Genomic DNA, 13,960 nt, shown 5'->3' with positions numbered 1-13,960 from the left:
CAGGTCAGGCGCTCATTTTTTCCCGTCGACGATCGCGGCCCGGCGGCGCGCCGTACAGGCGAGCGTATTCCCGGGTGAACTGCGACACGCTGATATAGCCCACCTCCCCGGCAGCCTGGGCAATGCTCATCCCTTCCGCCAACATCAGGCGGCGGGCGTGGATCAGGCGTAACTGCTTCTGAAATTGCAGCGGCGACAGCGTGGTCATGGCGCGGAAATGACGGTGAAAGACAGAGACGCTCATCCCGGCGGCGTCGGCCAGGGCGTCGACGCTGACTGGCTGCATAAAATCCCGGCGCAGCATCGCCACCGCCCGGCGGATCCGCGCCGAATGGCTGTCTACGGCGCCCAGCGCCCGAATGGCCGGCCCGTGGACACTCTGCAACAGCCAGTAATGCAGCTCCCGCCGCAGACCTTCCCCCAGCACCGCCAGCGCCCCCGGTTGATCAAACAGTCTTGCCAGCCGGTAAGCGGCGTCCGTCACATCGGCATTCATCGGTTCGATACCGACGCGGGGCGCCTCATCCGGCCCTGACGGCCCGGCCTCCTGCAGCTCGCGCAGGATAGCCAGGTCCAGCTCCAGCACCAGCGCGTAATAGGGAAAACGCTGACTGGCCTCGGTGATCTGGCTGGTGGTGGGGACATCCGCGGCAATCACCATCGCCTCGCCCGGGCCATAGTCAAAGCTCGCCAGGCCGGTGGTCACGCTCTTGCGCCCCTGGAGCAGCATGGCCACCAGCGGCCTGGCGATGGCCGCCTGCAGGTCGCCAGGATGCAGGGCCCGCACCAGGGTGATGCCGGGAACCGGGGTAACCGCCACCCCACTGCTATCGACATGAGCATCGGCAAACCGGCGGCAGAGATCGAACAGGGCGTCGCGCATAAGATCCTTTCAGGCAAGTTTTAAAGCCTGAGTATGCGCTATTTCCCGGGAAAAGGGAGTGAACGGAGAGAAATGGGCAAAAAATAACAAGGATTGGGCAACCCGGCCTGACGCGCGGCCCCTATTGTAGAGCCTCAACATACCAGAGAGGACCGAACATGACTAAGATTGCACTTATTACCGGCGCCAACCGCGGCCTTGGCCGTCAGACTGCACTGGATATCGCCCGCCAGGGTGGGGATGTCATCGTCACCTGCCGCGGCAATCTCGAACAGGCGGAAGAGGTGGTCGCCGACATCCGCGCCCTGGGGCGCAAGGCCATCGCCCTGCCACTGGATATGGCGCAAACCGCCAGCTTCCCGGCCTTCGCCGACAGCCTCGGCAGCGCGCTGGCCAGCGTCTGGGGGCGGGCCACTTTCGACCACCTGATCAATAACGCAGGGCACGGCGAATTCACCCCGCTGGCCGAAACGCGCGAAGCGCAGTTCGACGGGCTGTTTAACGTCCACGTTAAGGGGGTATTTTTCCTCGTACAAACCCTGCTGCCGCTGCTGGCAGACGGCGGACGGATCGTTAACTTCTCCTCCGGGCTGACCCGCGTCTCCTATCCTGGCTTCTCCGCTTACGCTGCGGCCAAAGCGGCCGTGGAGATGCTGAGCGTGTACATGGCCCGCGAGCTGGGCGGACGCGGCATCACCGTCAATACCATCGCCCCCGGGGCTATCGCCACCGATTTTGGCGGCGGGCTGGTGCGGGACGACGCGGGGGTTAACGCGCAGTTTGCCGCCATGACGGCGCTGGGACGGGTGGGCGTTCCTGAGGATATTGGGCCAATGATCGCCAGCCTGCTGCGCGACGATAACCGCTGGGTGACCGCCCAGCGGATCGAGGTGTCGGGCGGACAAACCATCTGACGACTCAGGCTGGCAGGATGTGCTCCAGCGCCAGGCCTGCCAGCCGCACGGTCTCCAGAAGACGCGGCAGGCTATCCCCCTCCCGCGCTTTCGCCGACAGGCCAAGCATCAGCGTATCCATATAGTCAGTCACCCGCAGCGCGTCCTGCGGGCGATGGCGGGCGATATACTGCTGGATTTTGGCCCTCGCCGCAGCATGCCATTCGCCAGCCGCCCCTCGGGCGTCGGCATCCTGGCAATGTACCCCCTCCAGCACCAGACAGCCGGCGGCGGCCGGATCGGCCACATAGCGGCGAGCCGCCTCCTGCAGCACGGCGATGAGCGACGCCGCCACCGGCTGGTCGTCTCGCAGCAGGGCGTCGATGGGAATGGCCCCGGTCTGGCTGTAGCGCTGCAGGACGCGGGTATACAGCCCGAGCTTGCTGCCGAAAGCGGCATAAAAACTCGGGGGATTGATACCGAAAGCCTGGGTCAGATCGGCCACGCTCACCGCGTCATAGCCTCGCGCGTGAAAGAGGCGTTGCGCCGTTTCAATGGCCTGTTCCGCATCAAACTGGCGAGGACGTCCCGGAGTACGCCCTGATTTTGTAGTGGTCACTATATTAATCCTTGACAGCCTGTTTTGCCGCAGCATATTGTAATCGTCACTACAATATCATGAGGTACGGGATATGACAGCATTTCACAACAAATCAGTGCTGGTTTTAGGCGGGAGTCGGGGAATTGGCGCGGCGATTGTCAGGCGTTTTGTCGCCGATGGCGCATCGGTGGTGTTTAGCTATTCCGGTTCGCCGGAAGCGGCCGAGCGGCTGGCGGCGGAGACCGGCAGCACGGCGGTGCAGGCGGATAGCGCCGATCGTGATGCGGTGATAAGCCTGGTCCGCGACAGCGGCCCGCTGGACGTGTTAGTGGTCAATGCCGGGATCGCCATTTTCGGCGATGCCCTCGAGCAGGACAGCGATGCCATCGATCGCCTGTTCCGCATCAATATTCATGCCCCCTACCATGCCTCCGTGGAAGCGGCGCGCCGCATGCCGGAAGGCGGGCGCATTATTGTCATCGGTTCAGTCAATGGCGATCGCATGCCGGTGCCGGGAATGGCGGCCTATGCGGTCAGCAAATCGGCCCTGCAGGGGCTGGCGCGTGGCCTGGCGCGGGATTTTGGCCCGCGCGGCATCACGGTCAACGTCGTCCAGCCCGGCCCTGTTGATACCGACGCCAACCCGGAGAACGGTCCGATGAAAGAGCTGATGCACAGCTTTATGGCCATTAAGCGCCATGGCCGCCCGGAAGAGGTGGCGGGAATGGTGGCGTGGCTGGCCGGTCCGGAGGCGTCATTTGTCACGGGCGCCATGCACACCATCGACGGCGCGTTTGGCGCCTGATATCCCCGGGCGGCGATGCGCGCTTTGCACCGCCGCCGCGGGAACGTCATCGCCTGTCAGGGATTGTCAGGCCAGGCTGTCGACCGCCATAAAAAAGCGATCTTCGGTAAGCATAAGCCGCGCTTGCGGGGACTGGTGCGCCTTGCGGATCATCCAGCCATCCTCCGGGGCCAGGCTAAGATAAAACACCTCCCGGGAGCCCGTACCGCCGGGTGTCTCGAGACTCAGCGTCACGATCCCCTTTTCCACGCCATCCAACAGCTGCTGCGGCACGATATTGACGCTGCGCTCGCCGTTTTGCAGACGAATGGCCGGGATATCGTAGCGGCAGATGCCGCTGTTGAGGCTGTAGCCAAGGGTACTCAGATCGTGGAGGTGGCGGGTCGAAATCACCACCTCAATACCGGTTCCATCAAACCACTGACTTATCTGCTGAGCCAGCGCCGCCATCTGCTGACGAAACCTGGCGATATCCGCGGCGGCCGAGCCGTCGAGGGCCGCTGTCCGCTGCGGATTTTGCTGTTGCTGCAGTTTCTTAAAAAAACGTTCCCTCGCTGTCACGTTATCTCCCTGTGCTGTGATGAAGCCGGTGGGCTGGATGAAGATGGTTATCGCCCGTTCGCTGGTTACGAAGATTGAGGGCGAACTGGCGCGATAGCCCCGCCACAAATGTTTGTTTTCGACGTTACTTCGCCGCTTCAGGCCTGAGCCGTAACTGGTTGCGTTCGGCGGTGAAAATGCGCGGCTTGTCCGGGTCCAATTCCTCACGCCCCAGCACCTGCTTCCAGGTATTTCTTTCGGTGTCCGGATGGCGGAACAGGCCGACAACCGCCACGAACGTCGCCTCTGCTTCCAGCGGCATATTCAGACTGGCATCCCCTCCGGGACTGATCACCACATCGCGACTGGCGAGGAGATCGGCGGCGAGCAGAATATCCCCCTCCTCCAGCAGTTGCTGGTAAACCAGCCGGTCAAAGGTCTGGCGATCTTTAAGCTGATAGATGCGCACCACAACCGGTTCAGAGAGCGAGTGATTCTCTCTGGCATCGGTGTTGAGCGCTTCGCGCGCGGTAAAGTCCAGATGCAGCGTATTAATTTGCTTATAAAAAACGGCGTTGAAGGCGGTTTTGGTCCCCTCCGAGACACGCTGGGTGAGCCCGCACCCGCTCAGACAAAGCGCAAGCAGGGGCAGCAGGCAGGCGGTTTTAGTCAAACTTGTACGTAACACGTCGGTTTCCTTGTAGAAAGGTGGCAGGCTGCAGGCCCGTATAGGTACCCAGCTCGGTGGTAAAGGTCTGAGGAATATCGTCCTGACACTCGCCCTCCCCCACACCCAGCACGCCATTCATACCGAGCCAGAACGGCTCGTCCCCCAGCGGCGGGACAGCCAGCAGTCGGGTCGGCGCGGTCAGGGTGATGTTGGCCCGGAATCGCCAGCCGAGGTATACCCGCAGCAGGATGAGAAAGTCCCGAAACAGCGGGCCGTCAGGCTTCCAGCCCTGCGCCTCCACGGGGTTATCAGTGGCGAGGGCGACGAGGAGCTGGCTGCTGGCATCCATCGCTTCGTCACCCAGCGGCATATTGCCGTCCAGGAAGAAGTCGTCATCGCCGTAAAACCCCAGCGGCTGGCTGATCGCCACCGGACGCAGGCTGTACGGGCTCACCCTGACGGTGGTCTCCGGGGCCAGCAGGGTGACCAGCGCCTGGATCCCCTGCTGGGTTTTGCCCGGCTGACGCAGCACGCCAGTTAGCGCCAGAAAGCGCGACGCCGGCGAGGCGATATGCTGCGTCGTGCCGGGGATGCCCAGCCCCGCCAGGCCCAGCAGCGACTGCGAGAGACGATCGGTGCCGCCGGGCTCAAAGGTGGCGGGCCAGGAGTATTTCCGCCAGATGCGGTAAAACTGCGTCATGATCCGGTGGCTGAAGATATCCAGTAAGCCCTGCAGCGCTTCATGCCCTTCCCTGCGCTGGGCGATATCATCGAGATATGCCGTCGGGAGCGGCGAATCGACACCGTACAACCCCATAAAGGTGGTGCGAATGACCGGCGGCCTGCTTTCATCAGCCTCATCGTATTCCACGGCTTTCAGTTCGCTGGCGGGAAATCCCATCCCCGGATGCGGGTAAAAACGCACCGGATCGTCTGCCGAATGGCTGGTCTCTCCCATCTGCGGTTGGCCGGGACGCCGCTTTTCCAGAAGCTGGCAGAAGCGGTAAAAATTGATCCGCGGCAGGTCGGCTTCCAGCCGTGGGTTCAGCCGGGAATGCGTCGGCTGTGCTTCTCTTCCCATTCCAGTCGTTCTCCGGTTGGTTGCAGAATGATAATCAGGCGGTTGAACAAGTAGATGTCGGTGTAGAGCGCAAAGAAGCGGCTAAGCATCTCGCCAAACAGGCATATGTCGCCTCGTCCGGCAAAGCCGTGACTGTCGAGGGTGACTTCGATCTGCACGCCGCGCACCAGATGGCCCTGCGCAAAGCGCTCTGTTGCGCAGTGCTTCACGTCGAGGATGGCTTCCAGACGCCGACGATTCATCTCGCTGTCGGTCCATTCATACAGCGCCAGGGTGCCGCGCAGGACTTCAGCGTTGTCCATCAGGGAAAGAAAACTGCTGCCCAGATGGCTCAGCACCCGCCAGTGAAAACGGTCCTGGGCGGGGGGATAGCACGGCAGCGTTGGTGCGCAGAGGTTACGCACTGCGACGCTGGCGGAAGTGGTTTTCATCACCGTATCAAGCACGGTGCTCTGCAGCGCGCGACGCGGCAGCTGGCCGTTAGTTCCGGTGAGGGTCAGCGACAGGCTTTCGTCTTCCGGTACGGTATGATTATCAAAGGCTTCTCCGCCGACGATAAGCCAGGTGTTGTACAGCCCGGAGGGGCCACGGCGCACCCGGGTATGATAGTAATAGTCCGCCGCGTCATGACGCATCATGCCGCCTTTGTGGCGAAAACTTGAGAACGGCGCGTAAACCTGCTGGTGCGAGGAGATCACGGAATCGACGGTGTAAATTTCGGTGTGGCCGTCCTGCACGCGCATCGGGCGCAGCGGGTATTCGGTCTGCAGGGAATTGATGGTCAGCGGATCGGACTCCAGCGGAAACAGGTTGATCACTGGCACGCAGTGCAGGCGCAGCTGCTTTTCGCTGAAGCGGAAGTCATGTTCCCAGCGTTCCGCCAGCACGACGTCGATTTCAAACCACGCCAGTCCGGCCGGAAAAGCCACCGTCTCCAGCCCGCGCAGATCGATGAACATGAACTTTTCGCGGAAGGTAAAATACTCCAGCAGCAGCTGGTAACCGCGAAAACTGCGGCCATCTTCAGGCCAGAGGCTGTCCTCCTCGCCAAATCCCAGCGCGCTGAAATACCCGTCCAGCGGCCTTCTGTCCACCTCATCGGACATGCGCAGCCACATCCGGGCCACATTGAGGGTAAAGGCCTCGTGCATGGCGCAGGCCAGCGGCGCATCGGCGTTGCAGTAGAGCGGGATATGACTGAGATCGACCCGGCTCCAGTCCGTCAGCTGGCTGCAGTTAAAGCGCAGCGTGATCACCGACCGGCCATCCGTATCGGTGGCCAGCCGGGCGTGCTCAAGAGATAACGGCTGCAGAGCGATCGCTTTGGTGGTGGTGTACCGGCAGCGCGTGCCCTTTTCACCGATCGGCCGGGAAAGCACTTCAAAGCCTTTGGCCATCGTCATCGGCTCTTTCATTTCCGGCCAGTCGGGGGTGAACTCCACGATCGTCATCGAGTTTCTCGCGCATGCGGCCCATCAGGAAGGCAAAACCTTCAAACAGGCGCTCGACAAAGGGGTCGCGGGCGCCCGCTTTGTCGAGATTGAGCATTGCCGCCTGCTCAGGATGAGCACGGGCAAACTCTTCACCCGCTTCCAGCAAGTAGCGCATTTCAGCGTCGTAATAACGCAGGGTTAAATCGTCCATAAATCACCAGAATGAGTAATAGCTTTCAGATATGCAGAGAACAGCAAGTGCAGGGAGTGCAATGTGAATGATGCGTGAATTATGCGCACAGCACCGCAGCGCGAGCGGGATCCAGAGCGATGAGCCCGGCAAGCAATGACTCCATTTCTGGCAGCAAGCGATTTTTTTCTGCCTCACTGCGCCCGGCCTTGCCTCTGAGCAGCCGGAGTCGGCGGGCTTTGACCTCAAAGATAAGCTCCGGCTTCCATTGTTCGAGCGTCATTTCCCGGGCATGGCTGTCGAGTTCCGCCAGCAGATGTAGCGCCATTTCATTTTTTCCGTACTGCTCGCTGACCCGCGCCATCAGTAAGCGCATCAGCCACCGATTGCGGCTGGTGGTATAGCCCGGCTGCGCCTGTAACCAGTTCAGCGCCGACTCAATACCTTCATCGTCCGCGCGGGTGAGCACTTCTGGCTCCAGCGACAGCACCTCATCAGCGCTGGTCGCCGCCATTACCGGCTCATCTTGCCATCCGGCCATCTCATCCAGAACACGCTCGTTAAGCCAGTTGAGCGTTACTTCATCGGCGAATGGCGTACCATCGTTAAACGCCAGGGTTTCCAGCCCCGGCAGACGAGCCAGTAGCCCTTTCATATCCCGGCACAGGATATCGGCCCGTACACTGTCAGCATCCAGTTTCAGCAGCGCCTGCCAGGCGTACCACTGCACATCCAGCCACAGATGGTTGACGCCTTGCGCCAACAGCGTGTCCGTATGCTCCAGCAGTTCCGACCAGCTTTTCTGTAAATACAACCGCTTAAGATGGGCTTTACTCTCAGGCTTGGGAGGCAATAGCCGGGTCCGGCCCGTGGCATCCAGCGGCGGTAACTCCGTTAACGTATCCCAACGCACACTCTTCATCAGATGATGACCTGCCAGCCATCCGCCGGGACACTCACGCAGATATTTCGCCAACACCTTAGCCTGATCGAGCAAATCACGACCTGACGTGACGGTATGCATTACCGGCGCGGTGTCTGCATGTTGGGGTAGCAGATCGTGTTCTTCGCGGCTGGTCTGCGGCACCAGACTGTGGGCTCCGCCGCTTTGCACCAGGCGGTTCTCCAGTATCTGATATAGCCCGGAAAGATCGGGGCGAGATGCTTCAGCCAAGCCGGAAAAAGTGGCTTCCGCCAGCAATAACGCCCCGATAATGACCTGCATAGTGGTCATGTCGACTTCCGGATAAAGAGACAGACTGTCCGACATCCGGCGACTGCCAAGCCATTCCAGCGCCGATTTACAGCTACGTTCACGCTGGGGATGGAGCATAGCCCCAAACCGCTCAAGCATTGCCGCCAGCAGCGTAACGCCCTCCGCCAGACCGGTTTCGCCATCCCGCTGCAGACGCGCCCACACGTAAAAGGTGATCACGCGCAGATCCTTGCAGGTCTGAGTCAGCAGTTTTTCTGCCAGCTGGCAAATCAGTTCGGTATCGACACCGGAGATCTTATTGACCTCCTCGCGGATACGCTGAAAATCATCGTCATAGCCCGGATCGCTCCCGGTGGGCTGGCTATCACTGATTGGCGCAAGCCAGGACTGCCACTGCGCCTGGCGTGACCGGGCCTGCTGGCGCAGTACGCTTTCATCCAACTGACTGGCGGCAACCAGATTTTGTAAAATACTCATAATTCCATCTCATCCATGTCACTATTCCCTACCCCCGTCGTCAGGGCCTGTGCGCTCTCAGCCGCATCGACAGTGAAAATCTGATCCGGCAGGGTCAATCCGCGCAGCGCCAGAAGCACCAGCGGGCCGCTCCCAAGCTGGGAGCGCAATACCCACTGCAGGGTGCGGCCATCCGGAGCGGTGAAGCTCATCATCCACTGGCTGCGTTCGAGTTGCTGGCGTTTACCCTGCTCCAGCCAGCGAATAAAGCCCCAGGTACCGCTGTAGTCACCGAACAGGCGCGTGCCCGCATTGACGCTGGTCCAGGTCAGCAGAGTGCCGGGTTTATACGTCTCCCCCGGCCAGCGGAAAGTCTGCCAGTCGGCCATCTGATTGAAATAGCGCAGCTTTTGGCCGTCTATCGTCAACTGTGTCTCGACAACCTCCGGGGCAGGCCTGGCCTGTAACTCAAAGCTGATCCCCTGGCTTCCGTCGGTGAAAAGAATGTCAGACAGCTGGCTTAGCTGGTTGATGGCGCGCAGAAAGGCCGGATTAAAGACCAGGCCGTGGCTGTTGACCTTATCCGGCACCCATTGACTGCCTTCTTTATGCAAGACACCGTTCAGCTCCGTCGTGAGAAAACGTTCGATCCGCCCGCTGTCTTTGCGCACAAACTCAGCCAGCATCGGCAGGGAGGCATCGCTTTTGCTGGCGGCAAACGGAAAGCGTCCGTCAAAGGCGGTGTGCCAGTTGGCGACCACCGATCGGCGCCATTTGTCATTCAGACTGGCCGCCGACGGCAGAAGCACGGTTTCCCAGGCCTGAGTTAGCGGCTGCACAAACAGAGTGTTACCGAAGCCACTCCACTCTTCGCCAAGGCTTGCCGAAATCAGGCTGCCATATTGTTGCGTGTCGGTCAGGTCGACGCTTTTCCCCTGGAAGACGGTCTGCGCCAGGGTCTGCATCATCTCCTGCGGATCGGAGGCATTCGCAACCTGCTGCAGGCGCAGGCGCACGCGGGTGATACGGGTCAAATAGGTTTGCAGGCTCAGGGTGCTATCGGCCGACATGACGTTGCTACCCGTGTTTTTCCCCATTAGCTGGAGCAGTGGGCCGAACGTGTCATCCAGAGGCCCCTGCGGGCCGGCTGCCGACTGGTCGATGACCAGCTTGTCTTTCCCGCCCACCAGATCTTTGGCCGATTTAATAAGGCTGTCCGACAGCCCCTCCCTTTGTTGCCCCGCCTGCCCCTGCCAGGCAAGGGTATTCATCAGGGCAATCAGCGGCGACTGGCGGACATCGCTAATCAGCGTGAGCTGGTCGGTAACATCGGCGATATTGGTCGCCGGATTAAGTCGCAGACTGTTGAGAAAATTCAGCCAGCTGCCGGCGAAATCGGTGAAGTAGCGTCGGGTCAGACGCGCTTTCAGCGCCTCCGGCGACAGGTCTGTCGACACCGTTTTGCGCGAATCGCTCAGCACCCAGTCGATTTCCTCCCGGCGCGAGCTGGCTGCCTTATCAATGGCCTGCTGAATGCCGCCTTCCCATGCCTGGCGGGTAAACATCCCCGGGACCACTTCATCGGTGGTAAACAGGCGGCGCGCGTCGGTGCCACTGGTCATGTCTTCCAGCGACACATCGGCAAAATTACGACGCACGGATTTAAGCATGTTTTCATATAAGGTGCTTTCGGCATTGCGGCGACCTAGCTGCTGCAACAGAACCTGACGGCTCTGACTCACCCGTTGCGCATCCGGAGTTATCTTCCACTCTGGCCGCTCGGGCAGCAGGGAGAGATAAAAGGCCCACAAATCCGGCGCCAGACTTTGCCACAGCCCGCTCGAGATCCCCATTCGCGTCGGCTGGACCGTTTTCATGGTCTGCGCGAAAAATGCGCCATCGGCTTTATCCGGACGAGCCATCATCAGCCAGGCTTTCAGCTGGTCATAGCCTGGTTTCGCCAGCTGGGCTCGTTGGTCGCTATTGGGGGCGGAGTTGACCAGCGCGCTGAGCGCCTGCTGCAACGCGGCATTGGCCGGGTCACGTATCAGGCGATGATTTGCCACACCGTACCAGGGCAGGACGGCGTCTAATAGTTGCTGATGATGGTCCAGACCAAAGCGCCGATACCAGGGAGCTCCCTTCTGCCCATCGTGCACGAGACGGCCGGCTTCGTTGCGCAGGGCATGAAGGGCCGTCAGTTGATAGTCAGAAACGGAGGGGTGGGCCACCAGGTCGCGGGCTTTTCCCGCTACCGAAGCAATCTGACTGTAATTGAGGGCAAAGGAGAGCAGCAGTCCCGCCGCCCACAGGCCGAGGATGGCCAGCAGACCGCACGCCAGGCCCCGCTCCCATGCCATTCCCACGTGATGCCCGCGTAAACGGCGGCAGTCATCGACGATCCCCTGCCAGGTCGCGGGCAAAGTCAGGAGATGAGGCTGGCCCGCAGGCGAGGTATCAGCCTCCTGATAAGGGTCCTTGGCGCGAGGCTCTGGCAGGCTAAACATCAGGCCACGCAGTGCAAACCGCTGCCGCGAGGCGGTCAGCCACGGCGCCAGCTGCCAGCGCCATTGCGCGATCTCCCCGTCGATAAGCTGCTGCCCCAGACGCAGCAGGAAGTCGTGGCGGGTATCTGCTGAGATCTGGTGCATCCCCTGCTCCCGCAGCATGGGCAGCATCTGCGCAAGCTGACGGGCGACATCGTCCTCGGTAGCGCGTAACGGGAAGCTAACCCCTACCGCCTGCACCGCGCGGTCAGCCTGCGGCCACTCACTATCGCACAGTTTCCACAGCCAGACCGGGGCGGCATAGCGCAGCAGTTCGCTGATTTTTTCCAGCCCGCGCAGGTCGCTCTCGCTTATCTGCGGCGTCAGGGTGAGAGACGACGGCATTACCCGCACAATCCCGTCCAGAGGACGGCCGCGGCGCAGCTTGCGCAGCGCGGCGTATTGTTGGCGATCGGGTTCGCAGAGCAGACTGCCGCCGTAAATCAGAACGGTACGCTGGCCCTCCAGCCAGCGCTGCTGACGCAGACCAGGCACCAGTTGTTCGATTGCTGTATCGTCCCCGGTGACTAAAATCAGGCGGACTTTGCGGCGCCAAAAGAAACTATAGCGGTGCTGAAGATATTTTTTTAATTCATTGTTGTTCTCTGCCGTCGCATAATACATCTCGTTGACATAGTTCTCATCATCAGGGGTAAATGGTGTTTCAATATGCCTCTCAAATAAGACGAACTGAGCTGTTACGCAGGAAATGCAAGATATTCCTATAATCGCGCCTATCTTTAACCAGGTGGAATATCCCTCAATAATGGCAGGGATTTTATTTATCTGAGAAATTAATAAAACAATCAGGAGTAAGATAACCAAAATCAGGAGACCAAAACCTACCAATCGTATATTTTTTCTCATTCCAACCTTTCCTTTTTGGGCTCTCTGACAGCCTTAACAAAACGAGGATACAGCAGTTTTGAAATTACATTGCGCGTAAGAATGACTATAAAAGAAAAAGATACTACAAGAAGAAATGAAAATATCACCATGCCAGACCAGGAAAATGCAATCGAGGGTGAGCAATTTGCTATCAAACCGAAAATACTAACACTAAACAACAACGCCATCATAACTGTTCCAGCAGGAAATGGGGATAAATAAAATTCTCTTAATTGGGGAGAAATCACCGGACAACTCTTTCCTATTGTCACAGCCCAACCCTCATTTTCATTTTCGCACAAAAGTAAATGTGTTGCTGGGCCATAACGTGTCATTTCGCAAGCTGACGCAATCATCAACCATCCAGCAAGCCTTTTATAAACGCCAAATTCCTTGTCAAAATCAATTACTCCCCCAACTCCGATATTATCAATCAGTGGTAATGGTAGTGTATTTAAAACTCTACCCAATTCTTGTCGGACCGTAATGTTTAATCCACTATGCCAGACTAAATATCTTTGATCTGATGGTTGTTGCCCCATATCACGCCACTCAATTAATTCATTCTCCATGGCATCACCACGAAGGGGCATTGCATGGAAAATTTTGGGGATAAAATTATATTCACCTTGCTTAACTAAAGATGATGGTTTAAGCAGTAAAACGCTTGCAAACTCTGGTAATGACTCATTAGGCTGCCGATAATGCATCGCCAGCACCAGAATGTTGCCGCATGTAGTAGATACACACTGGTTCCAGTCTTTAAAGGCGAACTCTTTCGGGAGCACCAATGTATAAGGTAAACCAGAGAGTTTTTCGCTATCCCAGAGTCGTCGAAATGCCCGCTGTTCCGCTTCTTTTTCGCTAGAGGAGGTAAGTAACATCACCGTTAAATTACCCGAATGCTTATCAAGAAGCCTCTGTGGCATACTGACAAACAGTAATCGACATAGTTGTTCAAAACGCGAAATACCCGGCGTTAGTGGCTCGCCAGGAAGCAGTGTCAGCGGCGGTTTTTCATCAATGCTTTCCGACGATACACCAGCGATTTTAGGGAGCAATTGAGAGTTGGCTGGTATTATACAATGGAAGCTTACAAAGTGGTGCTTGTGTGCTCTTCTGAACCACAGAAGATTCGTATTATGTCTCCAGGAATTCCAACGCCATACAGCAAAAGCTTGAACCTCCCACCAGAACGTGTAGAAGGTGACTACAGTAAAACATCCGATAGTAGTTTGTAGTATCATTGGCAGCCAATAACCGCTACTAAAAGAAAGAAATCTATTTTCCGGAGAGTCCAACACTGCAATAATTAGCGACAGAACAAAACCTAATAAAACAATCAAGAGGCATAACCAAGGCGACCACTGTTGGGCGCTGTTTTTCTTTGGAATAACCGGTAGAGACCATCCCATTATCCGATCTCCATATCCTGTAAACTGGCAATAACCACAGCTCCGCACTGTGTTTTACAATGATGGATAACAACTCCACGGCCGTTTTCTTCATAGGCAGAAAAATCACACTCAATGATGTTATTTGTACCATGATACGGGCAGGATACAGTATCGTTCAGGAGGGCGACATTTTTTCCCGATATTTCAAAACTGGACGAGGCTGAAGTTACTCTACCATCATGTGAAGTAGCATCCCCTATTACAACGATATATTTACCCACTTGCCATTCCTTTGGTTAAAATTAAGACCTTGAATATATATTTTGATATTCATCACGTATATTAAACCGAATGGTTTATT

Annotated in this window: 11 protein-coding genes and 1 pseudogene; 2 read left to right on the top strand and 10 right to left on the bottom strand. The window is 58.0% G+C overall.

Translation table 11 applies throughout. The features are described from left to right. Positions 1–4: 4 nt before the first annotated feature. Positions 5–883 carry an AraC family transcriptional regulator gene (locus tag SPE70_RS10945; protein WP_004151595.1) on the bottom strand — a complete coding sequence of 293 codons (879 nt, stop codon included), beginning with the start codon at positions 881–883 and terminating at the stop codon, positions 5–7. Positions 884–1,041: 158 nt separating this feature from the next. Here SPE70_RS10945 and SPE70_RS10940 point away from each other — a divergent pair, with 158 nt between their 5' ends. Then, positions 1,042–1,797, top strand: coding sequence for an SDR family NAD(P)-dependent oxidoreductase (locus tag SPE70_RS10940; RefSeq protein ID WP_064170147.1), 756 nt, complete (start codon positions 1,042–1,044; stop codon positions 1,795–1,797). 4 nt (positions 1,798–1,801) lie between these two features. Here SPE70_RS10940 and SPE70_RS10935 read toward each other — a convergent pair whose 3' ends face one another. Beyond that, the gene (locus SPE70_RS10935; protein WP_008805172.1) at positions 1,802–2,395 is read right to left on the bottom strand and encodes a TetR/AcrR family transcriptional regulator; all 594 of its coding nucleotides are present in this window, start codon (positions 2,393–2,395) and stop codon (positions 1,802–1,804) included. Between the two features lie 73 nt (positions 2,396–2,468). Here SPE70_RS10935 and bdcA point away from each other — a divergent pair, with 73 nt between their 5' ends. Then, a complete protein-coding gene (gene bdcA / locus SPE70_RS10930) occupies positions 2,469–3,182 on the top strand; it encodes an SDR family oxidoreductase (protein WP_008805173.1) in 714 nt (237 codons plus the stop codon). A gap of 66 nt (positions 3,183–3,248) precedes the next feature. Here bdcA and SPE70_RS10925 read toward each other — a convergent pair whose 3' ends face one another. The 8 genes and pseudogenes from SPE70_RS10925 to SPE70_RS10890 form a co-directional block, all read right to left on the bottom strand. Further along, positions 3,249–3,743 carry a hypothetical protein gene (locus tag SPE70_RS10925; RefSeq protein ID WP_022066354.1) on the bottom strand — a complete coding sequence of 165 codons (495 nt, stop codon included), beginning with the start codon at positions 3,741–3,743 and terminating at the stop codon, positions 3,249–3,251. A 124-nt stretch (positions 3,744–3,867) separates the two neighbouring features. Continuing rightward, positions 3,868–4,410, bottom strand: coding sequence for a type VI secretion system lipoprotein TssJ (tssJ, locus tag SPE70_RS10920; protein ID WP_064170148.1), 543 nt, complete (start codon positions 4,408–4,410; stop codon positions 3,868–3,870). Next, positions 4,388–5,473 (bottom strand): type VI secretion system baseplate subunit TssG, encoded by a 1,086-nt coding sequence (tssG, locus tag SPE70_RS10915; RefSeq protein WP_324726597.1) that lies wholly within the window; start codon positions 5,471–5,473, stop codon positions 4,388–4,390. The genes tssJ and tssG overlap by 23 nt, the downstream gene beginning before the upstream one ends. Beyond that, positions 5,437–7,117 (bottom strand): annotated as a pseudogene (gene tssF, locus SPE70_RS10910) (type VI secretion system baseplate subunit TssF). Before tssF ends, tssG begins: the two are co-directional and overlap by 37 nt. A gap of 79 nt (positions 7,118–7,196) precedes the next feature. Then, complete coding sequence (tssA, locus tag SPE70_RS10905; protein ID WP_064170150.1) at positions 7,197–8,789, bottom strand: type VI secretion system protein TssA; 1,593 nt, start codon at positions 8,787–8,789, stop codon at positions 7,197–7,199. Next, entirely contained in the window at positions 8,786–12,181 is a 3,396-nt protein-coding gene (locus tag SPE70_RS10900; RefSeq protein ID WP_086512234.1) for an ImcF-related family protein, read from the bottom strand. Before SPE70_RS10900 ends, tssA begins: the two co-directional genes overlap by 4 nt. Next, on the bottom strand, positions 12,178–13,617 hold the full coding sequence (locus SPE70_RS10895; protein ID WP_071582734.1) for a hypothetical protein: 1,440 nt from the start codon (positions 13,615–13,617) through the stop codon (positions 12,178–12,180). Before SPE70_RS10895 ends, SPE70_RS10900 begins: the two co-directional genes overlap by 4 nt. Continuing rightward, positions 13,617–13,880: a PAAR domain-containing protein gene (locus SPE70_RS10890; protein WP_074158377.1), complete on the bottom strand. Its 264-nt coding sequence runs from the start codon at positions 13,878–13,880 to the stop codon at positions 13,617–13,619. Before SPE70_RS10890 ends, SPE70_RS10895 begins: the two co-directional genes overlap by 1 nt. Between the last annotated feature and the right edge of the window lie 80 nt (positions 13,881–13,960).

Origin of the sequence: Klebsiella sp. ZJOU C1 (assembly GCF_035620215.1) — a bacterium.
Classification (GTDB): domain Bacteria; phylum Pseudomonadota; class Gammaproteobacteria; order Enterobacterales; family Enterobacteriaceae; genus Klebsiella; species Klebsiella variicola.
This window is presented reverse-complemented; position numbering and strand designations above follow the sequence as displayed.